Source organism: Paragemmobacter straminiformis, from assembly GCF_014243445.1.
Lineage (GTDB): Bacteria > Pseudomonadota > Alphaproteobacteria > Rhodobacterales > Rhodobacteraceae > Paragemmobacter > Paragemmobacter straminiformis.
Window position 1 is genome coordinate 36,571 of sequence record NZ_JACLQD010000008.1, and the last position, 23,671, is coordinate 60,241.

General features: G+C 63.4%; 21 protein-coding genes and 1 tRNA gene. 10 read left to right on the plus strand and 12 right to left on the minus strand.

Annotated features, from left to right (window positions below; genetic code table 11):
- The first annotated feature begins 22 nt into the window (after positions 1–22).
- From H7F16_RS18910 to H7F16_RS18935, 6 genes are all read left to right on the plus strand, one after another.
- Positions 23–1,351 carry an NAD(P)H-dependent oxidoreductase gene (locus H7F16_RS18910; protein WP_185799210.1) on the plus strand — a complete coding sequence of 443 codons (1,329 nt, stop codon included), beginning with the start codon at positions 23–25 and terminating at the stop codon, positions 1,349–1,351.
- Positions 1,352–1,353: 2 nt separating this feature from the next.
- A complete protein-coding gene (locus H7F16_RS18915; protein ID WP_185799211.1) occupies positions 1,354–2,364 on the plus strand; it encodes a thiamine pyrophosphate-dependent dehydrogenase E1 component subunit alpha in 1,011 nt (336 codons plus the stop codon).
- The gene (locus tag H7F16_RS18920; protein ID WP_185799212.1) at positions 2,361–3,386 is read left to right on the plus strand and encodes an alpha-ketoacid dehydrogenase subunit beta; all 1,026 of its coding nucleotides are present in this window, start codon (positions 2,361–2,363) and stop codon (positions 3,384–3,386) included. The genes H7F16_RS18915 and H7F16_RS18920 overlap by 4 nt, the downstream gene beginning before the upstream one ends.
- Position 3,387: 1 nt before the next feature.
- A complete protein-coding gene (locus H7F16_RS18925; protein ID WP_185799213.1) occupies positions 3,388–4,719 on the plus strand; it encodes an acetoin dehydrogenase dihydrolipoyllysine-residue acetyltransferase subunit in 1,332 nt (443 codons plus the stop codon).
- 104 nt (positions 4,720–4,823) lie between these two features.
- Complete coding sequence (locus H7F16_RS18930) at positions 4,824–5,519, plus strand: hypothetical protein (protein WP_185799214.1); 696 nt, start codon at positions 4,824–4,826, stop codon at positions 5,517–5,519.
- Positions 5,512–6,126 carry a hypothetical protein gene (locus H7F16_RS18935; RefSeq protein ID WP_185799215.1) on the plus strand — a complete coding sequence of 205 codons (615 nt, stop codon included), beginning with the start codon at positions 5,512–5,514 and terminating at the stop codon, positions 6,124–6,126. Before H7F16_RS18930 ends, H7F16_RS18935 begins: the two co-directional genes overlap by 8 nt.
- A 138-nt stretch (positions 6,127–6,264) precedes the next feature.
- Here H7F16_RS18935 and H7F16_RS18940 read toward each other — a convergent pair whose 3' ends face one another.
- The 11 genes from H7F16_RS18940 to H7F16_RS18990 all read right to left on the minus strand — a co-directional run bounded on the left by H7F16_RS18940 (position 6,265) and on the right by H7F16_RS18990 (position 21,084).
- Complete coding sequence (locus H7F16_RS18940; RefSeq protein WP_241741534.1) at positions 6,265–7,200, minus strand: ABC transporter permease; 936 nt, start codon at positions 7,198–7,200, stop codon at positions 6,265–6,267.
- Entirely contained in the window at positions 7,193–8,722 is a 1,530-nt protein-coding gene (locus H7F16_RS18945) for a sugar ABC transporter ATP-binding protein (protein WP_185799217.1), read from the minus strand. Before H7F16_RS18945 ends, H7F16_RS18940 begins: the two co-directional genes overlap by 8 nt.
- A gap of 66 nt (positions 8,723–8,788) precedes the next feature.
- Positions 8,789–9,958 (minus strand): substrate-binding domain-containing protein, encoded by a 1,170-nt coding sequence (locus H7F16_RS18950; RefSeq protein WP_185799218.1) that lies wholly within the window; start codon positions 9,956–9,958, stop codon positions 8,789–8,791.
- Between the two features lie 101 nt (positions 9,959–10,059).
- The gene (locus H7F16_RS18955) at positions 10,060–10,995 is read right to left on the minus strand and encodes an alpha/beta fold hydrolase (RefSeq protein WP_185799219.1); all 936 of its coding nucleotides are present in this window, start codon (positions 10,993–10,995) and stop codon (positions 10,060–10,062) included.
- 285 nt (positions 10,996–11,280) lie between these two features.
- The gene (locus H7F16_RS18960) at positions 11,281–12,276 is read right to left on the minus strand and encodes an ABC transporter permease (protein ID WP_185799220.1); all 996 of its coding nucleotides are present in this window, start codon (positions 12,274–12,276) and stop codon (positions 11,281–11,283) included.
- A gap of 15 nt (positions 12,277–12,291) precedes the next feature.
- Positions 12,292–13,779 (minus strand): sugar ABC transporter ATP-binding protein, encoded by a 1,488-nt coding sequence (locus tag H7F16_RS18965; protein ID WP_185799221.1) that lies wholly within the window; start codon positions 13,777–13,779, stop codon positions 12,292–12,294.
- Between the two features lie 57 nt (positions 13,780–13,836).
- Entirely contained in the window at positions 13,837–14,790 is a 954-nt protein-coding gene (locus tag H7F16_RS18970; RefSeq protein ID WP_185799222.1) for a substrate-binding domain-containing protein, read from the minus strand.
- Between the two features lie 323 nt (positions 14,791–15,113).
- Positions 15,114–15,731 (minus strand): TetR/AcrR family transcriptional regulator, encoded by a 618-nt coding sequence (locus H7F16_RS18975; RefSeq protein WP_185799223.1) that lies wholly within the window; start codon positions 15,729–15,731, stop codon positions 15,114–15,116.
- Between the two features lie 6 nt (positions 15,732–15,737).
- On the minus strand, positions 15,738–17,258 hold the full coding sequence (locus H7F16_RS18980; RefSeq protein WP_185799224.1) for a trimethylamine methyltransferase family protein: 1,521 nt from the start codon (positions 17,256–17,258) through the stop codon (positions 15,738–15,740).
- A 209-nt stretch (positions 17,259–17,467) separates the two neighbouring features.
- Positions 17,468–19,999 (minus strand): ATP-binding protein, encoded by a 2,532-nt coding sequence (locus tag H7F16_RS18985; protein WP_185799225.1) that lies wholly within the window; start codon positions 19,997–19,999, stop codon positions 17,468–17,470.
- A gap of 359 nt (positions 20,000–20,358) precedes the next feature.
- Positions 20,359–21,084, minus strand: a complete 726-nt coding sequence (locus H7F16_RS18990; protein WP_338402034.1) for a response regulator transcription factor — start codon at positions 21,082–21,084, stop codon at positions 20,359–20,361.
- Positions 21,085–21,415: 331 nt separating this feature from the next.
- Here H7F16_RS18990 and H7F16_RS18995 point away from each other — a divergent pair, with 331 nt between their 5' ends.
- From H7F16_RS18995 to H7F16_RS19010, 4 genes are read left to right on the plus strand one after another with little or no spacing between them, the layout of a single operon-like run.
- Positions 21,416–22,132: a redoxin domain-containing protein gene (locus H7F16_RS18995; protein WP_185799226.1), complete on the plus strand. Its 717-nt coding sequence runs from the start codon at positions 21,416–21,418 to the stop codon at positions 22,130–22,132.
- Positions 22,129–22,698, plus strand: a complete 570-nt coding sequence (locus tag H7F16_RS19000) for a hypothetical protein (protein WP_185799227.1) — start codon at positions 22,129–22,131, stop codon at positions 22,696–22,698. The genes H7F16_RS18995 and H7F16_RS19000 overlap by 4 nt, the downstream gene beginning before the upstream one ends.
- 39 nt (positions 22,699–22,737) lie before the next feature.
- A complete protein-coding gene (locus H7F16_RS19005; protein ID WP_185799228.1) occupies positions 22,738–23,160 on the plus strand; it encodes a Rossmann-fold NAD(P)-binding domain-containing protein in 423 nt (140 codons plus the stop codon).
- A 14-nt stretch (positions 23,161–23,174) separates the two neighbouring features.
- Positions 23,175–23,441 carry a hypothetical protein gene (locus tag H7F16_RS19010; protein WP_185799229.1) on the plus strand — a complete coding sequence of 89 codons (267 nt, stop codon included), beginning with the start codon at positions 23,175–23,177 and terminating at the stop codon, positions 23,439–23,441.
- 103 nt (positions 23,442–23,544) lie between these two features.
- On the opposite strand, the gene H7F16_RS19015 is transcribed toward H7F16_RS19010, so the two are convergent.
- Positions 23,545–23,621 (minus strand) — tRNA-Met (locus H7F16_RS19015).
- Between the last annotated feature and the right edge of the window lie 50 nt (positions 23,622–23,671).

Here is a 23,671-nt window from a genome sequence, read left to right on the forward strand (position 1 = left end):
TGGATGAGAGGAGATTCCAACGATGCCGATCAACGTAGCCCCCACCGGACTTGCCCGTGACCTGCGCGCCCGCGCCGAAACCGGCCGCCCGATCCGCATCGGCCTGATCGGCTCGGGCGAGATGGGGACCGATATCGTCGCCCGCGTTGCCCATATGGAAGGCATCGAGATCGGCGCGATTTCCGAACTCAACCCCGTGAACGCGCAGAAGGCCGTCGACATCGCGTTCCGCGAAAAGGGCCATTCGCGCGAAGCCAGCAACACCGACAGCGTCAACGCCGCCATCGAGGCGGGCAAGGTCGCCGTCACCAGTGACGCCAATGCCATCCTGAATTCGGGCCTGATCGATGTGGTGATCGACGCCACGGGCATTCCCGCCGTGGGTGCGGAAATCGGCCTGCGGGCGATGGAACACGGCAAGCATCTGGTGATGATGAACGTGGAAGCCGATGTGACGATCGGGGCCTATCTGAAATCGGAAGCCGACCGACTGGGCGTGACCTATTCGCTTGGCGCGGGGGACGAGCCTTCGTCCTGCATGGAACTGATCGAATTCGTCAGCGCGATGGGCCACCGGATCGTGGCCGCAGGCAAGGGCAAGAACAACCCGCTCAACATCGACGCAACCCCGCCCGCCTATCAGGAAGAAGCGATCCGCCGCCACATGAACGTGCGGATGCTGGTCGAATTCGTCGACGGCTCGAAAACGATGGTGGAAATGGCCGCGATTGCCAACGCGACCGGCCTTGTGCCCGATGTCGCGGGGATGCACGGGCCTGCCGCCACGCTGGACGAGCTGAACAAGGTGCTGGTGCCGAAGGCCGACGGCGGTGTGCTGAACCGCGTGGGCGTGGTCGATTATTCGATCGGCAAGGGCGTGGCCCCCGGTGTCTTTGTCGTCGCCGAAATGGACCACCCGCGCATCTGGGAACGGATGGAAGACCTGAAGATGGGCAAAGGCCCCTACTTCACCTTTCACCGCCCCTATCACCTGACCAGCCTAGAGGTGCCGCTGACCTGCGCCCGTGTGGTGCTTTACGGCAAGGCCGACATGGTCCCGCTGGCCAAGCCCGTGGCCGAGGTCTGCGCCGTGGCCAAGAAGGACATGGCCGTGGGCGAGCGTTTGGACCAGATCGGCGAATTCTGCTACCGCGCATGGGTCATGGAAACCGCCGTTGCCCGCAAGGACGGGGCTATCCCCTGCGGCTTGCTGGCAGGCGGCACCGTCACCGCGCCGATCCGCAAGGGCGAGCTGATCACCTATGCCAACGCCAAACCGGCCGAGGGCAGCAAGATCGCCGCGCTTCGCGCCCGGCAGGACGAACTGGTCTACGGGCTGGAGCGGGTGTGACCATGGCGCGCGACACGCAAGAGAACCTGCCCTTCGCCATCCGCGCCTTTTCGCCTGAACAGCTGAAAGAGGCGCTGCGCAAGATGCACCTTATCCGCCTGTTCGAGGAGGGGGCCGAAGAAAGCTATATGCGCGGCCTGATCCACGGCACCATGCACCTGTCCATCGGGCAGGAAGCCAGCGCCGTTGCCTCGTGCATGGAACTGACGGACGCCGACAAGATCACCTCGACCCACCGTGGCCACGGCCATTGCATCGCCAAGGGCGCGGATGTGGGCCGGATGTTCGCGGAATTCTTCGGCAAGGAAACCGGCTATTGCCACGGGCGCGGCGGGTCGATGCACATCGCCGATGTGAAAACCGGCAACCTCGGGGCCAATGGCATCGTCGGCGGTGGCCTTCCCATCGCCGTGGGCGCCGGGTTGACCGCCAAGCGGCTGGGCCGCGATGACGTTACGCTTTGCTTCTTTGGCGACGGGGCCAATAACGAAGGTGCCTTCCACGAGGCGCTGAACATGGCCTCGATCTGGAAGCTGCCCGTCATCTTCGTGTGCGAGAACAACAAATACGGCATGTCGACGGCCGCAGCCTATGCGACCGCCGTGCCGAACATTTCCGACCGCGCCGCCGCCTATGCCATGCCCGGCGTCACCGTGGACGGCAACGACTTTTCCGCCGTGGCCGAGGCGCTGCACATCGCCATTGCCCGCGCCCGTGCGGGCGAGGGGCCGTCACTGGTGGAAAACCTGACCTACCGCTGGCGCGGACACTCGAAATCAGACCGCAACCGCTATCGGACCAAGGACGAGATCGAGGATTGGATGAGCCGCGACCCGATCCAGCGCTTCCGCGCCGAACTGGTCGCCCACGGCATCATCGACGAGGCGGGGGCCGACGCCATCGAGACCGCCGCCAAAGATGCGGTCGCAGCCGGCATCGAATTCGCCAAGGCGGGGCCTGCGCCGGCCATCACCGATGTCACCAAATTCGTCCATGCGGAGGAAGCGGCATGAACGCCCAGACCCATATCTCCCAGCCGGAAACCAAGACCCGCGAGATGAGCTATGCCGAAGCGATCCGCGACGCGATGGCGATTGCGCTGGAACGTGACCCGACCGTCATCCTGATGGGCGAGGATATCGGCACCTATGGCGGCGCGTTCCAGGTCACCGGCGATCTTGTCGAACGTTTCGGCAAGGACCGCGTGATGGACACGCCCATTTCCGAGCTTGGCGGTGCCGGTGTCGCCGTCGGTGCGGCGCTGACGGGGCTGAAACCCATCTACGAATTCCAGTTTTCCGACTTTGCCGCGCTGGCGATGGAGCAGATCGTCAATCAGGCCGCCAAGCTGCGCTACATGCTGGGCGGCGAGGCTGCGGTGCCGGTCGTGTTCCGGATGCCTTCGGGTTCGGGCACGGGGGCGGCGGCGCAGCACAGCCAGTCGTTCGAGGCGTGGTTCGGCCATGTTCCGGGGCTGAAGGTCGTCCAACCCTCGACCCCTGCCGATGCCAAAGGGCTGCTTCTGGCAGCGCTGGCCGACCCCGATCCGGTGATCGTGTTTGAACACAAGCTGCTTTACAAGATGAAGGGCGAGGTGCCGGAAGGCTATTATACCACCCCCATCGGCAAGGCCGCCGTGGTGCGGCAAGGCAAGGATGTGACCATCGTCGCCTCGGCCATCATGGTGCATCGCGCGCTTGAAGCGGCGGCGAAGCTGGCGAAAGAGGGGATCGAGGCCGAGGTGATCGACCTGCGCTCGGTCCGGCCGATCGACCGCGAGACGATCATCGCCTCGGTCAAGAAAACCGGCAAACTGCTTTGCGTCTATGAAGGGGTCCGCACGCTGGGCGTCGGGGCCGAAATCAGCGCGCTGATCGCGGAAAGCGATGCCTTCGACTATCTCGACGCGCCGATCCAGCGCCTTGGCGGGGCGGAAGCGCCGATTCCCTACAACCCCGATCTTGAACGCGCTGCCGTGCCGCAAGCCGCCGGAATCGAGGATGTGGCCCGCAAACTGGCGCGGGGGCAGGTCTGAGATGCCAACCGAAGTCATCATGCCCAAGGTCGACATGGACATGGCGTCGGGGAAACTCGCCGTCTGGCATGTGGCCGAAGGCGAGGCGGTGAAGAAGGGCGCGGCCCTTTTCGACATCGAAACCGACAAGGCCGCGATGGAAGTGGAAGCCCCCGCTTCCGGCATCTTGCGCCACATCCTTGCCAATCCGGGCGTCGATGTGCCCGTGGGCAGCCCCGTGGCCTATATCTATGCCGAGGGTGAAGCGATAGGCCCCGCCCCTGTGGCCGCGCCGCCTGCTTTGGCCGAGCCTGACGCGGCCAAGCCCGCCGCCGAACCCGAAGCGGTGGAAGCCGCCGCTTTGCCCTTGGCCGGGGCGGCGGATGAAGCCCCCCGCGCCACGCCCGTCGCCCGCCGACTGGCCCGCGAAGGTGGCATCGAGCTTGCCGCCCTTGCCGGAACCGGACCCAAGGGCCGCATCCAGCGCAGCGATGTCGAGGCGGAAATCGAGCGCCGCAAGACGCCCGTGGCAGCACCTGCACCTGTTCCGGCACCTGCACCGGCCGCGCCCGCCTATGTCATGGACTGGACGCCGCAAGCGGGTGACCTGCATGTCACCACGCGCAAAGGAAACGGTGTGCCGCTGGTCATGGTGCATGGCTTTGCCGCCGACTCGGCGGGGTGGACCCCTCTTGAGCGCGCCCTGCCACGCGACCTGCCGCTGATCCGCATCGACCTGCCGTCGCATGGCCGCTCGCCATTGCGCAGGATCGCGGGCTTTGCCGATCTGGCCAAGGCGCTGGTGCAGACCTTTGACCGCATCGCGGAAGGGCCGGTCCACCTGCTGGGCCATTCGCTGGGGGGTGCGCTGTCGCTGGCGTTGGCCGACATCCGCCCGCGCCAGATCAAGACGCTGTCGCTGATCGCGCCTGCGGGTCTTGGCCCCGAAATCGACGGCGCGGCACTGAACGGAATCGCGCGGGCCAGCACGGCCGACAGCCTTGCCCCGTGGCTGAAACGCCTGACCGCGCGCCCCGAAGGCATCAGCCACGACTTTGCCAAGGCGGCGATGCTGTCGCGGCTGGACCCTGCGCTCCGGTCAGCGCAGCAGGAATTGGCCGAAAGCCTGTTCCCCGACGGGGTGCAAGCCTTTGACCTGACGGCGGCCCTGTCACGCGTGACGGCGCCAACGCTGATGGTCTGGGGCCGTGACGACCATATCCTTCCGTGGAAACAGGCGCTTGCCGCCCCCGGAGAGGTGGCGTTGCACCTGATGCGGGGGGTGGGCCACGTGCCGCATATGGAAGACCCCGAGGCGGTCGCTGCCCTGATCGGGCGACACCTCAGACCGTGACAGAACACCACCCCGGCCCGTCCGGGGTGTTTTCTTTTCCACCCCGCGCATCTGTTTCGACGCACATCTTGGTGCTAGACTCGGCCCCGAACAAGGACATTGCCATGACCCTGCGCCATACCCTTCCGCGTCTTGATCCGGCCCCGCTGAAAGACATGGCCCGTAGCCTGCGCTTCGTGGCCGAACGCGGCGGCAAGACGCTGAAAAGCGCTCTCCCGCTTGATGTGCTGCCCGATCCGGCGGCGCGTGTGGCCGATGCCGCGCTCGACGCCGTGCTGAAGGTGGGCCAGGGCGCGGAACGCGGCGTGACCGCGCTTGCCCATGCCCTGCTTGACCGGGACGAAGCCCCCCCGACCTTGTCCCGCCCCGAGGACGCCGAAGCCGAGGCCCGCTTTGCCACCGCCGCCCATGACGGGCTGCGCGCGGCTTTGGCGCATCTGGGCGCGGAAAGCGCACTGGTCAGCGAGATGGCGGCACGCCGGGCATGGCAGGCGGTGACAGGGGCGGGCAGCGGACAGGAGGATACCGCGACTGCGGCCGCGCTGTTCCTTGGCCTTATCGCCACGCATTGCCTGCGCGAGGCGATCTGGCCCGAAACCTTTGCCCTTCCGGCGGCCGAGGCTGCGCGCATCGCGACCTTTGCCGTGCTTCTGTCGATGCTTTCCGATGCCGCCGGCTTCCGCGCGCTGTTGCCCGCTGCCGTTGACATCACCCTTGCCCTGCGTGCCGATCTTGCCGCTGCGGGCGAAGATCCCGCGCTGCTTGCCGCCCTGTTCGACGAATTCCGCAACCATGTCTGACCGTATCGACATCCACCTGCCCGAAACCGCGGAACCGCTGCGCGATGCCATCCGCCGCCTGCGCTGGTTCAGGCAGGCGCTGGACCGCCAGCTTGACGACCTGCGTGCCGAAACGGGGCTGAGCTTTGCTGTCGATGACCGCAAACTTGCACAGATCTTCGTCAACTGGCTGCGAGAGGTCGACGCGCAAAAACCCAAGGACGCCTCGGCACGGCGCGCCTATTTCGATTTCGTCTCGGGCCTGATGCTGCGCGATCTTCTGCGCGAGATGCCCTTGCAGGCGGGTCCGCTGCCCCCGCAGGCCGACACGACGCAGCCCGAATATTTCTGGCCCGAGGGCTTTGCCCTTACGCTGTTCTGCCTGAACGTCCGCGCCGCCGTGATCGAGCAGGAGTTCAACGCCGAAACCACGCTGGCACCCGAATTCTTCAGCCTGCGCCAGTGGTGGACGTTCAAAGAGAATGTCACGCAAGACTCCGCCACTGCCATCGGCTTTTTCGATGTGTTTGCGGGCAACCATCCCGACTGGCAGATGCCCGACAGCTTCCGCCACCGCCTGAACGCGGTGCTGATTGAACAGGCAAAGGCGGCGCGACTGACCGAATAGGCCCGCGGTTCACAACGACGAAAGGGCGGGGTTCTTCCCGCCCTTTTCCATCGGCAGCGATAGGCTGGCCCCGCTTTCATACTCGCCCAAATATCCCACGGGGGTGCGGGGGTGTGAAACCCCCGCTTCTACGCCCCCTCAGGCCGCGCCCGGTTTCTTGCCGAAGGCCACGGCCACGATGATGATCGCGCCCGAGATCATCATCTGCTCGGACACGTCGAGCCCCATGATGATCAGCCCGTTGTTGATCGTGCCGATCAGCAGCGACCCGGCGAAGGTGCCAAGGATCGTCCCCTTGCCACCGAACAGGCTGGTCCCGCCAAGGATGACGGCGGCAATCGCCATCAGCTCGGCTCCTTCGCCGAAATTGAAGCGCGCGGTCTGCATCATGCCGGAATAGAGCATCCCCGCCAAAGCCGCGGCGGCGCCCGACAGAAGGAAGGCATAAAACTTCACCCGCCGCGTCTTGACGCCCGAATATTCCGCAGCCTGACGGTTGCCACCCGTTGCAAGGATCTCGCGGCCGAAGCCCGTGTATTTCAGCACGACATGGCCCAGAACCGCGATGACCACCGACCAGATCAGCAGCGACGGCACGCCGAAAACATAGCCCGACCCGAACAGGCCATTGAAACTCTGGTTCGAGATCGAGATCGGATTTGTATAGGTCACGCGCATGTCGACGCCGCGGATGAACTGCATCATCCCGAGGGTGACGAGGAAGGACGGAATACCGATGACCGTCACGAAAAAGCCGTTCAGGACGCCGACCACCAACCCCGACGCGATGGCGGCCAGAACCGCCACGGGCCAGGGAAAGCCCGCCTGCATCACCAGCGCGCAGACGAGTGCGGCCAGTGCCGTGGTCGAACCGACCGAAAGGTCAAGCTCGCCCGCCGAGATGACGAAGGTCATGGCGACGGCGATCACCGTGATCATCGCCGTGGTGCGGGCGATGTTGAACAGGTTGGTGACGCTCAGAAATCCGCTGTCGCCGATGGTGAAGCCGAAGAAGGCCAGCACGATGATGAAGAAGATGTAGACGACGTAGTTCTGCCACTGGATATCAGGCATGGACAGCATCGGTCTGCTGGGCACGGTGGCCTTGGATTGCATGATGGAGTTCCTCCTCAGACGCCACGTTGCGGCGGTTCAATTCCTGCGAGATGCGGCCGCCATGCAGCACAAGGATGCGGTCGCTGATCGCCATGAGTTCTTCGAGTTCGGACGAGATCACCAGAACAGCCATCCCCGCATCGGCCATGCGGCGGACGGTTTCCACGATTTCCGACTTGGCCCCGATGTCCACGCCGATGGTCGGCTCATCAAGGATCAGAAGGCGCGGGCCACGGGCAAGCCACTTGCCCAGAACGATTTTCTGCTGGTTTCCGCCCGACAGAAGCCGCGCCAGCTTTTCCGGCCCGTCGGTCTTGATCGACAGGTCGCGGATGGTGCGGTTGACGGTTTGCAAGCCTTCGGCATCGCGCACGAAGAAATGGCGCGTGAACCGCGACAGGTTCGGCAGCAAGATGTTGTCGCGCACCGAATGGTCCAGCACGAGGCCCATCTTGCGGCGGTCCTCGGGCACCAGCGCGATGCCGCGGTCGATGGCATCGGATTGGCCGCGCACGGGTTTGCCGTCAAAGACCACCTCGCCGGACAGCGGCGCGCGGCGTCCGAAGATGGTGTCGGCAATCTCGGTCCGGCCCGATCCCATCAGCCCGGCAAGGCCGACGATCTCGCCGGGGCGGATATCGAAGCTGACATCGTTGATGCGGGTGGCAAGGCGCAGGTTGCGCACTTGCAGGATGGGGTCGGCGTCAAGCCGGTCGCCGCGGTCGTGCCATTCGAAGGATGCCGCATTGCCTGCACCAAGCATCGCCTCGACGATCTGTTCCACGGTCAGGCCGGCGCAGTCTTCGGTCATGACCGTCTCGCCGTCGCGCATCACGGTGACGCGGTCGCAGATGGTCAGGATTTCGGCCATGCGGTGCGAGATGTAGACGATGGTGATCCCGCTGGCCTTGAGTTTGGCGACCAGTTCGAACAGCGCCTCGGTCTCGGCCTCGGACAGGGACGAGGTCGGCTCGTCCATCACAAGGATCCGCGCTTTCTTCGACAGCGCCTTGGCGATTTCCACGATCTGCATCAGGCCGACGCTGAGGTTGCCGACCAGTGTTTCGGGGTCGATATCGACGCCCAGTTCCTGCAACAAGAGGCGCGACCTGCGGACCATTTCGGCGTTGTTGATGAACGGGGTTCCGGCGACACGCGGCTCGCGCTTGAGCCAGATGTTCTGCGCCACGGTCAGGGTGGGAACCAGCGAGAATTCCTGAAAGATCATCGCGATTCCGGCACGCTCGGCGGCGGAGGTGTCGTGCAGGTCGACGGGTTCGCCTTCGATCAGCACGGTGCCGGAGTCTTTCTGGTACACTCCGGTCAAGATCTTCATCAGCGTGGACTTGCCCGCGCCGTTGCCCCCCATCAGGGCATGGACCTCGCCACGCCGAAGATGGAAGTGGACCCGCTTCAGAACCGGAACGTTGCCAAAGCTTTTCCGGATGTCGGTCATTTCCAGAAAGTCGTGATTGGGCATGGCGAACCTCGGGGCCAAGGGGGGGAAAGAGGGGCGCGGCAGGGAGCTTGCCGCGCCCGAAGCCGCTTATTGCGACAGCGCGTCCGACATTTCGGCGGGCAGATCGACGCGGTAGATCGTCTTGTAGCCTTCGGCCAGGGTCGAGCGGGTCACCTTGAGCGGCGGCACGACGACATAGGACGGGGTCTGTTCGCCGATCAGCGCCAAGGCGCCGACGGTCGCTTCGGCAACACCCTGGTCATAGGGACGCTGCGAAGAGATGCCGGCGATGAAGCCGTTCTGCGCCATGTTGAGAGCAACGATCTGGTCGAAGTTCTCGTTCACGATCTTGAAGTCGCCCGGCGTGCGGCCTGCCACGTTGGCAGCGGTCACGGCGCCCATCGCGGGGATCGACCAGCTTGCATACATGCCGTTGAGCGTGGGGTAACGGGCCAGAACGCCCTGTGCCACTTCCTGCCCCTTGTTCGGGTCGTTGTGACCGGCGGCGGCGACCACGTTGATGTCGGGATATTTTGCCATGACGCGGGCGATGAAGCCTTCGTAGCGCAGGTTGGTCACGTAGAAGTCGTTGGCGAAGTACATCGCCGCGACGTCACCCTTGCCGCCCAGCGATTCCGCCAGCGCGTCGGCCAGATACATGCCCAGCGCGAGGTTGTCGGACGAGATGATCGAGGCGTAGTCCTTGCCCGGCTCCATGCCATCGACCGCCTGGTCGATGAAAACGACCTTGGTGCCGGCATCCGCGATCTTCTTGTAGGCCGAAGCGGTGGTCTGGCCGTTCAGCGGGATCGAGACAAGCAGGTCGGGCTTGAGCACCGAAATGGCTTCGAGGTCGGCGATCTGCTTGGCGTCATCCCAGTTGGCGTTGGTTTCGGCAACGACCTTGATGCCCAGCTTCTCGAACGATTCCTTGAGGCCGATCAGCTGCTGGCTTGCCCAGTCATCGCCCAGCCAGCCCATCGAGATGCCGACGGTGAATTCGCCGGCCTTGACCTTGGCGATCTGCTCGTCGGTCAGTTTCAGGTCGGCTGCGGGAAAGCCCGGCTCGCCACGCTGGCCGTCCGAGACGACGACGCCTTCGAGGTTGTCGAGCTTGGCAAGTTCCATCGTCTTTTCGGACGGGGCCTTGTACCACAGCGGGTGCTGGATATCGGCCGCGATTTCGGCCATCGCAAAGCCGGGCAGCACGGCGACAGACATCGCCAGCGCGAAGCTTTTGAATTTGAACGCTTTCATTGGGTCTTCCTCCTGTTTGATGGGTGTGACGGACCCTCCCTCATCCTCCGAGGGCCGCGCCAAGTTTGGGGTGGTGGGGTTCTTGGGGGGTGGCCACCGCGTCAGGACGCGGCGACAGCCCCTTTCTTGCGGTCGAGCATGAACTCGCGCAGCGTCTGGGCCAGCCGCTCGGGCGCTTCCAAGGCAAGGCTGTGCCCGCATTCCTGGAACACTTCCGACCGTTCGACGCCCTTGGCCACATTCTCCATCTGCCCGCGCACCAGTTCTCCGAAGAATTCGGGCGCGCCGATGGTCAGGATGGGCAGATCGAGCTTGGACTTCTTCAGCTCGGCGTTGATGCGCGCGTTCTTGAGGCCCGCGCGATAGGTTTCAAGGCAGCCGCGCAGACCGCCGGGGGCGGAAAGGCGGGCAATCCATTCGTCGATCGCCTCGTTGGTGATGGCGTTCGGGTTCCACGTCTCGGCCTTGATCCAGAATTCCCAGAATTCCCGCTCGCGCCCCGTGATGAGCATTTCGGGCAGGTGCGGGATCCAGAAGAAGGGGATGTGCCAGACCCAGACGCCGCGCAGGTCGAACTGCGACGAAACGTTGGCGGGCGTGAAGTTGGACCATTCTTCCAGACCTTCGCCCGAAAGCAGCATCTCGCTGAAGGACAGCGTCTTGACCCGCGCGCGTTCGGTCGCGGCAAGGGCGTAGGCGAATTCCGCGCCACGATCCTCGCCATGCAGGTGGAAGCTGTCATGGCCCAGATGGGTCATCAGCGCCGCCACGTCCTTGGCGTTGGTCAGGCTGTCATAACCTTCTTCGGCCGGCGGCTTGTCGGTATCGCCAAAGCCGCGCAGGTCGGGCGCCACCACGGTGAAATGGGGCGTCAGAAGCGGGATCAGCTTGTACCAGTAGAAGTGGGTCTTGGGTGTTCCGTGCAGCAGAAGCAGCGGCTCTCCCTGTCCCGCAGTCACGTAATGCATGCGGATGCCGTTCACGCGGGCCCGCCCATGCTTTACCGGCGCACCGGTATGATCGAAAATCTCGGCCATGCAGAACCTCCTCCTGCCTGCACATTTACAATTTCAAGATACCTATTGTTCAGAACAAATGTCAATCACAGAATCGATCTGTTCATCAGCTGCAAGCAAATGGTTTCATTGAATTATTACAGGCGTTGGCGCGTACAGGTCTGGAATCGCACCTGAATACGCCGAATCAGCCGATGCTCTGGCGTCGCAACAGGCTGCGCAAAATTGAATCGGAGACACCAAAAGCACAAAGAGAAACCCCCGCGGCGCGGGCCGCGGGGGTCGGGTATGGGCTGGTTTGCGGTGTCAGCTGGCGCGGCGGCGGAGCAGGTCGACAAGCACGGCGACAAGCACCACGGCGCCGACGATGACACGCTGCCAGAAGCCGGAGACGTTCATCATCACCGTGCCGTTGGCCAGCACCGTCAAAAGCAGCGCCCCCAGCACGGTGCCCACGATGGACCCCTGCCCCCCGCGCAACGAGGTGCCGCCAAGGATCGCTGCCGTGATCGCGCCCATCAGCCAACCCTCGCCCACTGATGGCTGCGCTGCGTCCATGCGGCTGGCAAACAGGATCCCTGCCATCGAGGCCAGCATGCCCGACAGGCCAAAGGCGATGAATTCGACCCGTCGCACCGGAATGCCTGCCAGAAGCGCCGCGTCGCGGTTGCCACCCACGGCAAAGATGTTGCGACCGAAGCGCGTCTGCGTCAGCACCCAGATCAGCACCAGCGCCGAGGCGAGGAAGATCAGCACAGGCACGGGCAGGCCAAGGATCTCGCCCTTGCCGAAGATGCCGAACTCTTCGCCCAGGGGCCGGATCGGGTAGCCTTTGGTGATGACGAGGGTCAGGCCCGCGAAGATCTCCCATGTCGCCAAGGTCACGATAAAGGGGTTCAGCCGCAACCAGGCAACGAAGACGCCGTTGATGGAACCGAGGAAGAAGCCGAAGGCCATGGTGAAGGGAATGACCAGATAGGGATGCAGCCCCCATTGCGTCAGCACGATGGCCCCCACGGTCGAGGCAAGGCCCGCCCCCGCCCCCACCGACAGGTCGATCCCGCCGACGAGCAGGACCAAGGTCTGCCCAAGGGCGACCAGCCCGACAAAGGCCGCCTGCCGCACCACGACAGAGACGTTATAGGCCGACAGGAAGTTGTCGGTCGCAAGACTTAGCGCCAGCACCAGAACGGCAAGCGCAACCAGAACCCCGCTCGCCTCCCACCCCCAGAAGCGCGCCAGCAAAGCGGGTTGGCGGCGGTCATGCTTGCGCCCGTCGGGCGTCGAGATCGCAGAAGTCATCCTTGCATCCTTTCTTCAGGCCATCGCCAGTTGCAGCAGGCCTTCCTGCGTTGCGTCCCGGCGGTCCACCACGCCCTTCACCCGCCCCTCGTGCATCACAAGGATGCGGTCGGCGACGTCGAGCAATTCTTCCATTTCCGATGAAATCACGATGATCGACAGCCCGCGTTCTTCGGTCAGCTTTCGCAGAACGCTTTGGATTTCGAACTTGGCGTTCACGTCGATCCCGCGCGTGGGTTCGTCCATCACCAGCACTTTGGCATCGCGCATAAGCCAGCGGGCGATGATGAATTTCTGCTGGTTGCCGCCCGACAGGCTGGTAATCGGGTCTTTCAGCGCGTTGAACTTGGCTTTCATCTGGTCGGCCAGTCGGGCCACTTCGGCCATCATGTCGCGGTTGCGCAGATGCAGCAGACCGCTGAAGCGGTCGATGGTGGGAAGCGCCGTGTTTTCGGCAATCGACAGCAGCGGGAAGATGCCTTCCTGCTTGCGCTCCTCTGGCAGGTAGATCAGCCCTGCGTTGATGGCCTGATAGGGGCCGGAGAAGGCGACCTCTTGCCCGTCGAGCCGGATCTTGCCCGATTGCGCGCGGGTCACGCCGAACAGGCATTTCGCCATTTCCGTGCGGCCCGCCCCGATCAGCCCCGAGACGCCGAGGATTTCGCCCTTGCGCAAGGTAAAGGACACATCCTCGAACTCTCCGGCGCGGGTGAGGCCCTGCACTTCGAGTATCGGCGCGGCGGTCGAGACGGGGCGGATGTCCTGCGCGCCCACCTTTGGCGGCCGCCCTGCCATAAGGCGCACCATCGCATCGCGGCTGGCCTCGTCGGGCGACAGCTCGCCCACATGCACCCCGTCGCGCAGCACGGTGATCCGGTGCGAAAGGCGGCGCACCTCGTCAAGGCGGTGCGAGATGTAAAAGGCCGAACGCCCCTCGCGCGCGAGGTTTTCGATATAGGCGAGAAGGACCTCTTCCTCGCGATAGGTCAGGGTTGCGGTGGGTTCGTCGAAAATCAGGATGCGGGCTTCGGTCGCTGCCGCGCGGGCGATCTGCACAAGCTGTTGCTGCGCCTTGGACAGGCCCGACACCTTGGCACGGGGGTCGATCGACTTGTCCACCTCGTGCAGATGCCGCGTCGCCTCGTCGCGCGTCCTGGCCCAGTCGATGGACAGAAACCCCGAGCGCTGCGCGCCGAGCATGATGTTCTCGTAGACCGTCAGATCGGGAACAAGGCTGATCTCTTGCGGTGCGATGGCGATGCCCTGACGCTGCGCATCCTTGGGGTTGTGGAAGTGGACGGGGGTTCCGTCGATGAACAACTGCCCGCTTGTCGGCTGCAATCGCCCGCAGATGATGTTCATGAGCGTCGATTTTCCCGCCCCGTTCTCACCGATGATCGAATGCACTTCGCCGCGGTTGAGGGTGACGGTCACATCGCTGAGCGCCCTGACCGGCCCGAAGGCTTTCGAGACGGCGCGGGCTTCGAAAACGGGGGTCGGCATCGGGTCGTCCTCGCAAAGGCAAAGGCCGGACGCAGTTTTGCGCCCGGCCCTGAAGGTTTACTTGCAGTCGTCTTTGGTCAGGAAGCGCGATCCGGTGTTGTGGAACATCGGGATTGTGTGGTTCTCGTTCATGGCGACCATGTAGTTGATGGCCCAATAGCCCATATCCCACTGGCGCTGCGCTTTCAGGGCGTCGATGGTGCCCTTGCAGACGAAGTCCACGGCTTCCGGCAGGTCATCCATGCCGACGATGGCGACCTTGCCGGACAGGCCGGCATTGTCCACCGCACGCGCGGCGCCGATCGGGTTCGACGCGTTCGAGCCGAAGATGCCCGCAAGGTCGGGGTTGGCCGAAAGCGCGGATTCGGTCAGCGACACGGCGTTTTCCAGAATGTCGTCGTCGGGCTGTTCAAAGACGATCTGCATGTCCGGATACTGTTCCAGCGCCTTCTTGAAGCCGGTGATGCGCTGCACATGGTCGGACGCGGTCAGGCTGCCGGCGAGGATGGCGATCTTGCCTTTGCCGTCCAGACGCTTGGCCAGATATTCGCCAAGGTCATAACCGTCCTGTTCCGAGGATTTCGGGCCGATGAAGGGGAAGGCATCGTCGCAGAACGAGTTGAAGGTGATCGTGTTGATCCCTGCGCCCACGGCTTCCTTCAGAAGCTGCACGTTGGTCGCCTGGTCAAGGCAGGCCACGGCAAGACCATCGGGATGGCGGCCGATGTTGGCCTCGATCCGGGCGTTCTGGTCGACGACATCGGCTTGCGGCGGCTGGTCCCAGATCATGTTGATCTTGATGCCCTGCTTGGCGAATTCGTCCACCGCGAATTGCGCACCCTCGGCCACGACATCATACCACGGGTGGATGACCTTGGGGACGAAGACGAAGGTCAGTTCCTTGTCGACCGGCTTGATCAGATCGCCCTGTCCCGCAGCAAAGGCGGGGACCGAGGCACCAAGCGCGCCCGCGAGTGTAAGGGCAGCCAGTCCTGCCGCAAATTTCTTCATGGGTACTTCCTCCTGTTGACCCTGTTTTGCCATCGGCGATGGCAGATCGCTCCGGAAGGCAGCGGCCCGTTCGCGGGATGGCGGCAAACGCCAATTCCGCTCGGGCGACCCCTCCCAAGGCAGCCGAACAAAGATAATCGGACAAAATTATTTTCGTCAACACAATTGTTCGTCGCTTGCAGGTGCCGTCCGGCGCGGCAAGGCGGCCAGAAGGTTCGCGCGCCAGATCGCCAAGCAATCGGGCATGTCGCGCGGCGGATAAAATAGCGCATGTTTACAGCCTTGGCGACCGGAAGCCGCACTTCGGCGGCCAGTGCGGGCGGCTACCCGTCACTTCCGAGGTTGCGCCGCGCAAAGGCGTCTTTGTCGGCGTCGGCGGGCCGCTCGCCACAAAAGGCAAGAACATAGTCCGACAGCAAGGCCATGCGCTGCGCGGGCGTTTCGCTTATGTCCAAGGCGTAATAGCCAAGCTGCATGAAATAGAGCGTTCTTGCCCGGACGATGGCCTGCGTCGGAGACGCGCCGAAGCGGGTGAAAAGTGCGGCAATGGCGTCGAGACGACGGGAATCTGCGCGGCCAACTTCGGCCGCGACCGCAGCGGACCGGCGCGCCCATTCACGCACGGCGAAGTCGAGCCTTGCGTCGAACAGGTCGGGATTGGCCCAGCAATCGAAGATGTTGAGGACGCCTTGCGAAATCCGCGCAGCGGGGCGGGCGGCGCGGTCGATGATGGCGGCTGTGTTCCTTGCTTGCCAATATGCGAGCAGTTCGGCCAGCAACGCCTCGCGGTCCTTGAAGAACCAGTAGAAGTTCGAGCGCGAGCATCCCATGCGCTTGGCAAGCGTCATGATCTTTACCGCGGCCGCGCCTTCTTCGACCAGAATTTGCAGGGCGGTGCGGACCCAATCCTCGCGCGTGGTGCTGACAGGGGTTTCGGCCATGCGCGCCTAGTCTTCGGGCAGCATGCCGCCTGCCGCGATCTGGGCCGCGACATAGGGGGCAAGCCGCGCGCCCGCATCCTTGCAGGCGGGCGGGGGGGTGAATTCGGCCAGCGTCCTTTGCCAGATCGCGGTGGCCCGTTGGTCGGCCCTGAGCGCGCCGTTTTCAGTCCACAGCCCGTGGTTGGACAGATCGGCAACCAAAGGGGCGTAAAAGGCGGTCTGGTAGCGTTCCATCGTGTGATGCGCCGCAAAGAAATGCCCGCCGGGGGCGACCTCGGCAATCGCGTCATAGGCGAGGGCCGCGGCATCGGCTGCGGCGGGGCGGCAAAGTTCGGCCAGCGTTTGCAGGGCTTCGACATCGAGGATGAATTTCTCGTAGCCAAAGGACAACCCACCCTCGAGCCAGCCCGCCGCATGGACGGTGACGGTGGCTTGCGCCAGCATTGCAGCCCAAAGCGCGTTGACGGTTTCGGCCGCGCCCTGCGCATCGGCGGCATTCGACGCAGAGCCTGTGGCCGACCGCCAAGGCAGCCCGATGAACCGCGCCAGCTGGCCCGATCCCAGGTTGGCGCGGATATGTTCGGGCGTGCCAAAGGCGGGCGAGCCGGATTTCATATCGACGTTCGACGAAAAGCCGCCGTAAGCCACCGGCGCCCCCGCGCGTGCAAGTTGTGCCAGCGTGATCCCGGCCAGCGCTTCGGCATGTTGCAGGACAAGCGCGCCTGCGACGGTTACGGGGGCCATCGCTCCGGCAAGGCAGAAGGGGGTTATCAGGCTGAGCTGTCCCGCACGGGCGAAATCGATGATCCCGCGCGCCATCGGTATGTCGAGCTGTCGCGGGGAATTGGAGTTGATGACGGTGGTGGCCCAGACGCCGTCCTGAAACGCGGCGTCGTCCAGATTGTGGGCAAGGCGGATCATCTCGAAGGATTGCGCGACCTGTCCGCGCCCGCGGGAATAGACGAAAAGCGGCTTGGTGCAGTTGGTCAACTGCTCTTGCATCAGCGTGTAATGGCGCAGGTGAATCGGCACGTCCTGCGGTTCGGCACTTGGGCCGTGCATATGGATGACGTCGAAACTTTGTTGCAGGCGCAGGGTTTCGACAAAGCTTTCGCGGCTGCCGGGGCGGCGGCCACGCAGGGCATCGGTGACGTTGGGGCAACCCGATCCGGCCATGAACAGCGCGGCGCCGGGTTCAAAGATTTGCTCATGCGCGGGATCGGCGGCCCGCAGACGGATGCTGCGCGGGGCGGCGGAAAGGGCTTCTGCCACCAGATCGCGCCCGATGCGGACCATCTGGCTGTCGTCATCGACCAGTGCGCCAGCCGCGCGAAAGATCGACCGCGCCTCGTCGAGCAGAATGCGGATGCCAAGATTTTCCAGCACACGAAGGGCCGTGTCGTGCATCGCGGCGATTTCATCACCGGAAAACGCGGCTTGCGGCGCGAAGGGGTGGCGCAACTGCTTGTAACCCGCGCGAAGCGGCACGGGCGCGCGCGGGCGGCGCTGTCTTGGGGTATCGGTCATTCGCCTGTCCGTCCGGGGCCGGAATCGCGGGACAGGCGCGCAATCGCCCCGCTGCCCTGTCGTGCGCCCTTCGTCGCGGCCTGATCCTGCGCTTTCATGAATGCCCCCCGCCTTCGGTGACATCTTTCAGCCACTGGACAGTTCTGTCCAGCACTTGCGCGGCAGATTTGTCGGTTTCGGAACAGGTCACACAGACCCGTCGCGGCCCGTCATTTGACCAGTTCGACCTTTACGGCCGAAAGCAGGTCGACGCGATGGAAGGGTTTGCGCAGCAGTGCGATCCCTTCGGCCAAACGGCCATCGCGGATCAAGACGTCCTTGTCATAGCCCGACATGAACAGCGTCCGCAGCGAAGCGGTGTCTTTCGACAGCCGCTGCGAAAGCTGCAAACCGTTCATTCCGCCGGGCAAGACCACATCGGCCAGCAACAGGTCGATCGGCGCGATGCTGCGGTGCATTTCGACCGCCTCGTCGCCGGTTGCCGCATGCCAGACCTTGTAGCCCGCAACGCGCAACTGGTTGACGATATAGGCCGCCACACCTTCGTCATCCTCGACCACCAGCACGCGTTCGCCCTGACCGCTGACGGCATCGCCGCGCTTCGAGGGAAGCAGCAATTCTCCCTTGGAGCGCGGGAAATACATGCTCAGCGACGTGCCGACACCAAGCTGGCTTTCGATGCGGACGGTGCCGGAGGACTGGCGGACGAAGCCCTGCACCATGCTCAGGCCAAGTCCGCTGCCGCGACCGACTTCCTTAGTCGTGAAGAAAGGCTCGAACACGCGGTGCAACAGGTGTTCGGGTATTCCCGCCCCGTGGTCGGTTACGGTGATGACGACGTATTCTCCGGCCACGAGATCGCCGGAAGGGTCGTTCCCGATGGTCTGGTCGGTTGCGGAAATCGTCACCTTGCCGCCATCGGGCATGGCGTCACGCGCGTTCAGCACAAGGTTCAGCGTCGCAGACGAAAGTTGCGCCTTGTCGATCAGGGCATACCAGTTCGACTTGCAGGAAATTGCCAGTTCGATATCGGCCGGCAAAGCCCGGTCCAGCAGGTCACGCATTCCCTCTACGACGGCACCCGGACGGATAAGTTCGGGTGCCAGCGGTTGCTTGCGGGCATAGGCGAGAAGATGGTTCGTAAGCTCGGCCCCCCTCTCGGCGGCTTGCTGGATGCGCGATGCAAGCCGGGCTTCCTCGCTGCCTTGGGGAAGGATGTCGGACAGGAATTCCGCCTTGCCCAGAATGATCGTGAGCAGGTTGTTGAAGTCATGCGCGAAGCCACCGGTCAGCTGGCCCATCGCCTCGAGTTTCTGCGACTGGCGAACCTGTTCTTCAAGTTTGGCGCGTTCGGTGATGTCGACGATGCTGCCCAGAACCCGCGTCGGCGCGCCCTGTGCGTCGCGGATCACGAAACCGCTGGCGATGCAGGTCACCACAGACCCGTCCGAACAGGTAAAGTCGTATTGTTCACGCCAGATATCATGGCCGTCGGCAAAGGCCGTGGACAGGCTTTGGCGCACCCTGTCGCGGTCTTCCTGCGCGATCAGCCTGTGTGACTCGCGTGCCGAAAGCACGGGGTCGGGGAAATCATGCCCGAAGCGCGACTTTACGTGGTCGCTCCACCAGACTTCGTCGGTCCGAACGTTCCAGTCCCAGACGACGTCACTGGTCGCATGGGCCAGCAGCCGGAACCGCTCTTCGCTCAGGCGCAGCGACTCGGCCGAAGCGGCCCTTTCCTGTATCGAATGTCGCAGCGCATCGAACATCTGGTTGAAACGCTCGCCCACGTTGTAAATCTCGTAAGGCCCGGCGGGTTGCAGACGGACGGACAGGTCGCCTTCGGCAAATTCGCCCGCCGCCTTTGCCAGTTGTTTCACCGGAGTCGAAATCGACCGCGCGAAAACCCAGGCGAGGCCGAAAGCCATCGAGGTGACGACAAGCCCGAGCAGGCCGCTGACGAAGATCTTGGTCTTGAAGGGCAACAGGAATTCATCGAGCGGATAGCCCAAAGCGACGATCCATTTCGAGCGTGGCAATTGCGTGAAAGCGCCGATGCGCCGCACACCGGCAAGGTCTTTTGCAATAAAAGTCCCCTCGCCCCCGTTACGGTAGATGTCGGTAATGAATTCGGGAAGGGGCTTTCCGATCCGGTCCAGCAGGTCACGCGACCTCAGGGCGACGTTCAGATCGGGGTCCACCACTGTTGCAATCGCATTCGCGGGAACATTTCCGAGCAAGCGCTTTGACAGCTGTTCAAGGTCGATCGCCGCGATCACGACACCGACGGGCTTTCCGGCCTGGTCACGGATCGCATGTGTCACGATCACGACCCACAGGTTTACCGTCGGCGGGTAGAGAACGCCCGTAAAATACGGGCCATCTGCGGTGATGGCCTTTTCCAGCAAGGGGACGTAGGCGGGGTTGATCGGATAGGGCGCATCCTGCATCGACGAACAGACGAGGTTTCCCTGCGTATCGCGGATCGAGACCGAGATCAGTTCCGTGTAGAGCGAGTCGAAGTGGTTGATCATGGGATCGCAGTCGTTGCGATCCATTCGGCGGACTTGCGGGCGGCTGACCAGTTCGCCCAGAACCTCGCCATAGTCGCGGAAGACGCCGTCGAGGTCTCCGCCGATGGATTTGGCAAGGGTCATCGACTTGGAATACCCCTGATCGATCGCCGCATTCCATTCGGACCGCAGGTAAAGCGCCCATGCGCCCAGCGTTACCAGAAGCATGCATGCCGCCGGTATGAGCAGGCTAGAGGTTACGCGCAGACGCAGGTTTCCAATCATCCCGGAACGCCCATATCCTGCCGGCCAATAGCATGTGCAACATCGGGCATCGGCCAGCCATGGACCCGTGGGCCGTCAGGCTGCCGATGCATTCGGGCGGGCTGGCCGGAATGGCGCAAAGACCGGATCTGCATCATCGGCTTTCCCCCCTTTGGCGGCAAACGGACCAACCGGCGCCATGCCGCCGGGACGGGTGCCACCTGCACCAAGGCACACCGGATGCTAGCAGCCGCAGTTTTTGAAAATTCGCGAGATTTGTGCAATTTTGTGAAAGCGAGAGGGGTCGGCACCTGTGCGGCCCGTCACACAAGCATGTAGCCGAAGCCGTGAACCGTGCGGATGGAGTGGCTTCCTTCGGACATCCGTGGCAATTTGCGGCGCAGGCGGCTGACCAGGCCGTCAATGACCCTGTCATAGCTTTCCCATTCGCGCCCCTTGGCGAAGGTCATGATCTGGTCACGCGACAGGACCCTGCCGCGCGCCTCGAGCAGGGCCAGCAAGACCGAGAACTCTGCCGTCGTAAGGTCGATCTCGACCCCGTCCGGCGACCAGATTTGCCGCGCCGAGGAGCTGACCTTGTAGCCGTCGAATTCGTGGTCGATGTTTGCTGCCGGATAGAAATCGGCCGCTTTCAGGCCCGCGTCCTTTTGCAAGGCATGCCCTGACGTGCGGCGATAGACGGCATTCACCCGCGCCGCCAGTTCGCGGGGGCGGAACGGCTTGGTCACATAGTCATCAGCGCCGATCTCGAGCCCGAGAACATGGTCCAACTCTCCGTTGCGGCCCGTCAGGATGATAATTCCCGCTTCGGTCTGGCTGCGCAATTCGCGCACGACGTTCAGGCCGTTGCCATCAGGCAAGGTCAGGTCGATACAGCAGACATCGAAATTCCGCTCGGCGAGAAGGCTTTGAAACGTCGCGATGTTTCCGGCTCCGGTGAAGCTGTATCCCTCGCGCACAAGTGCGGTTTCAAGAATCTCCAGCATTTCCGGCTCGTCATCCAAGGCGAGGATGCTGGGTTTCGGCACGATCGGGCTTCCCTTTCTGCACAGTGCTTCAGCCAAAGATGAATTATCAAAGTAAGAATGTTTAATCAGCCTTGGCGAGCAGATCAAGACCTCGCACAATTTCACACAATTCCCGCAAACTTATAAAATCTTTGCGGTCCATCCTGCCGCCCATACGGCCATGGGTATCGATGCCAACCGGTCCGGCACATGGTTTCCAACCTTCCCCCTGCGTCGGGCGGAAGGTGCCTTTGACACAGAATTGCACAACTTCGCATGTCGATCCCAAAGTCTGGACACACCCGCTCTTTAGCAGCCTCCGGGTTCGAACTTTCACCGATGGAGACAGCGAATGGGACTTTCTGCTTCGATTTCAAAGGTGATCCGCAATCATCCCTTTCGCAGGGCAGGCACGCCGCCCCTGTCGATGGGCAGCCTTTTTCCCGATTTCGTCGCCACCACGACGATGGGACAGATAAGGCTGCATGATTGGAGCAAGGGCAGTTGGACCTTTCTTTTCGTCCACCCGCTTGCCGCGACACCGGTCTGCACCTCGGAACTTGTGAGCATCGTCGGCCGCCAGAAGCAGTTCGACGCGCTCAACACCAAGGTCATCGGCCTGAACTCTTCGCCGCTTCACGATCAGGATGCGTGGCATCGCGACTGTGCGTCCGTGTTCGGAAAAGAGGTCTGGTTTCCCTGCATCGCAAACATCGACCCGTGGCTTGCGGCGCGGCTGGGGACCGAATGGTTCACCGGCCGTCAGGTCCTGCCACGCAAGACGCTGGTTCTCGATCCCGATATGCGCGTGCGTCTTGTTCTCGACTATCCGCTCGCCCTCGGGCGGAACGTGCACGAGGTCATGCGCTGCATCGAAGCCATGCAGATCGCAGATCGTTGCGATGTGATGGTGCCCGCCGACTGGCGCCGTGGCGACCCTTTCGTGACCGCGCGCAGCTGCGGTTACGTTCCGTCCGGCGACGAGGACGATGTGACCTTCCTTCCCTACCTTACCGCCATCCCCGAGCCGAAGGACAAAACCGACCTTTTGAATGGAGGAGCGCCGTGACGAAATCATACGCTGGCAAGGATGCATCGCGCCCGGCCGCAACCCGAGGAGACATCGTTCCATTCGCCGCCAGTCGCGGCATGACCCGCCCGACCGCATGTAAGACCGTGGCAACATTCGATTCCCACGGGCTTTTGTGCGATGTGCTTTGGGTCTTTCGCGAAGTCATGCGAAGGCGGGCAGTTTCGATCCAAGCCGTTCAGGAAAGATCGCTGCGAAGCTGCATCGCGGGTTCGGATTGTCTGGTGGCCAGCGTCATCGGCCAGACGCTGCAAGCCGCGCTTTTCTTCTTGCATGACACGTTCCTGACCGCCGAAATTGGAGCCGTCAGCGCCTCTGGCGAGCTGGAGTTCCGACTGCGACAGGTCGCAAGGCAAGGTCTGCGCAGGGTGCGACCGGACCACCACCCCCGCGCCAGCGACGCCGGGATGTGGGACCGGATCGCCCGGGAATTGGACGGACGCGAGGATTTTTGCGCGCATGTCTCGCTGACGCGCGGCGCCTCTTCTGCCCCGAACGGACTTCGTGTCGTGCTTTTCCGGCAGCAGGGACAGCAAGGCTGGTGACGCGGCGCGGCCCGCAGCCTGCTGTCGCGGCTCAACGACATGACTGACGCGCGACTGCTGGCCGAGCAGATCGTCTGGGCGGGCGTCACCCCCGATGCGCGGAACGAAGCCTTCAACGCGGTGAATGGCGATGTCTTTCGCTGGAGCCGCCTGTGGCGCGTGATTGCCGACTATTTTGGAGTCGAGGCTGCCGATTGTCCGGCGGATCACACCCCTCTGGCCCCCCGGCTTCAGGGCCGCGATGCAGAGTGGCGCGCCATCGTGGAAGCGCAGGGGCTGCAACCCCTCGCGCTTTCGGCGCTGGCCTCGGCTTGGCATACCGATATTGACCTCGGGAGGCCGATGGAATGCGTTCATTCGATGGCCAAGGCGCGCCGCTTGGGTTTCAGATCGACACAAGATACCGAGGCCTCCTTCATCGACACATTCGACCGGCTGCGGGCCGAGCGGATCATCCCATGACGGGGCCAGCATTCATGCAGGACCGCGCCGGAAAGGTATTCACCCGCCCCATCCGTGCCTCCGTTCACTGTCCGGCAACGAACGGTGTGACAAACCCGCAAAAGCGGCAAAAACGAACACCGAAACACCGCCACGATCCGCGCGTTCATCGGCCGGTTCCGGTGCGGGATGCAGGAGGAGCGCGGGGAAAGGCTGCAGACGTGCTGCGAGGGTTGATCGAGAAGATCGTGCTGACACCGGATGGCACGGACCCAAGCGGCCATTCCCTCGAGCTTTTTTGAGAACCGCGCGGGATTCTGGCGCGCTCCGGGAATAACTTGACCCAGAACGCAAAAGGCCCCGCTGTTGGCGGGGCGTATGGGTCTGCGAAGTGTTCGCTTGAGTTGGTTGCGGGGGCAGGATTTGAACCTGCGGCCTTCAGGTTATGAGCCTGACGAGCTACCGGGCTGCTCCACCCCGCGTCCGTTGTGTTTCCCGAGGGCTTATTGTTTTTGCGATCGGGGTATATTGC

Excerpts from the sequence above, each read along its gene's own strand:
- H7F16_RS19010 (WP_185799229.1), top strand. The coding sequence starts at position 23,175 with ATGCAGGACCGCGCCGGAAAGGTATTCACCCGCCCCATCCGTGCCTCC.
- H7F16_RS18995 (WP_185799226.1), top strand. The coding sequence starts at position 21,416 with ATGGGACTTTCTGCTTCGATTTCAAAGGTGATCCGCAATCATCCCTTT.
- H7F16_RS18945 (WP_185799217.1), bottom strand. The coding sequence starts at position 8,722 with ATGCCCAATCACGACTTTCTGGAAATGACCGACATCCGGAAAAGCTTT.
- H7F16_RS18940 (WP_241741534.1), bottom strand. The coding sequence starts at position 7,200 with ATGCCTGATATCCAGTGGCAGAACTACGTCGTCTACATCTTCTTCATC.
- H7F16_RS18960 (WP_185799220.1), bottom strand. The coding sequence starts at position 12,276 with ATGACTTCTGCGATCTCGACGCCCGACGGGCGCAAGCATGACCGCCGC.
- H7F16_RS18910 (WP_185799210.1), top strand. The coding sequence starts at position 23 with ATGCCGATCAACGTAGCCCCCACCGGACTTGCCCGTGACCTGCGCGCC.
- H7F16_RS18975 (WP_185799223.1), bottom strand. The coding sequence starts at position 15,731 with ATGGCCGAAACCCCTGTCAGCACCACGCGCGAGGATTGGGTCCGCACC.
- H7F16_RS18930 (WP_185799214.1), top strand. The coding sequence starts at position 4,824 with ATGACCCTGCGCCATACCCTTCCGCGTCTTGATCCGGCCCCGCTGAAA.
- H7F16_RS18970 (WP_185799222.1), bottom strand. The coding sequence starts at position 14,790 with ATGAAGAAATTTGCGGCAGGACTGGCTGCCCTTACACTCGCGGGCGCG.
- H7F16_RS18980 (WP_185799224.1), bottom strand. The coding sequence starts at position 17,258 with ATGACCGATACCCCAAGACAGCGCCGCCCGCGCGCGCCCGTGCCGCTT.
- H7F16_RS19005 (WP_185799228.1), top strand. The coding sequence starts at position 22,738 with ATGACTGACGCGCGACTGCTGGCCGAGCAGATCGTCTGGGCGGGCGTC.
- H7F16_RS18920 (WP_185799212.1), top strand. The coding sequence starts at position 2,361 with ATGAACGCCCAGACCCATATCTCCCAGCCGGAAACCAAGACCCGCGAG.
- H7F16_RS18915 (WP_185799211.1), top strand. The coding sequence starts at position 1,354 with ATGGCGCGCGACACGCAAGAGAACCTGCCCTTCGCCATCCGCGCCTTT.
- H7F16_RS18950 (WP_185799218.1), bottom strand. The coding sequence starts at position 9,958 with ATGAAAGCGTTCAAATTCAAAAGCTTCGCGCTGGCGATGTCTGTCGCC.
- H7F16_RS18925 (WP_185799213.1), top strand. The coding sequence starts at position 3,388 with ATGCCAACCGAAGTCATCATGCCCAAGGTCGACATGGACATGGCGTCG.
- H7F16_RS18935 (WP_185799215.1), top strand. The coding sequence starts at position 5,512 with ATGTCTGACCGTATCGACATCCACCTGCCCGAAACCGCGGAACCGCTG.
- H7F16_RS18955 (WP_185799219.1), bottom strand. The coding sequence starts at position 10,995 with ATGGCCGAGATTTTCGATCATACCGGTGCGCCGGTAAAGCATGGGCGG.
- H7F16_RS18965 (WP_185799221.1), bottom strand. The coding sequence starts at position 13,779 with ATGCCGACCCCCGTTTTCGAAGCCCGCGCCGTCTCGAAAGCCTTCGGG.
- H7F16_RS18985 (WP_185799225.1), bottom strand. The coding sequence starts at position 19,999 with ATGCTTCTGGTAACGCTGGGCGCATGGGCGCTTTACCTGCGGTCCGAA.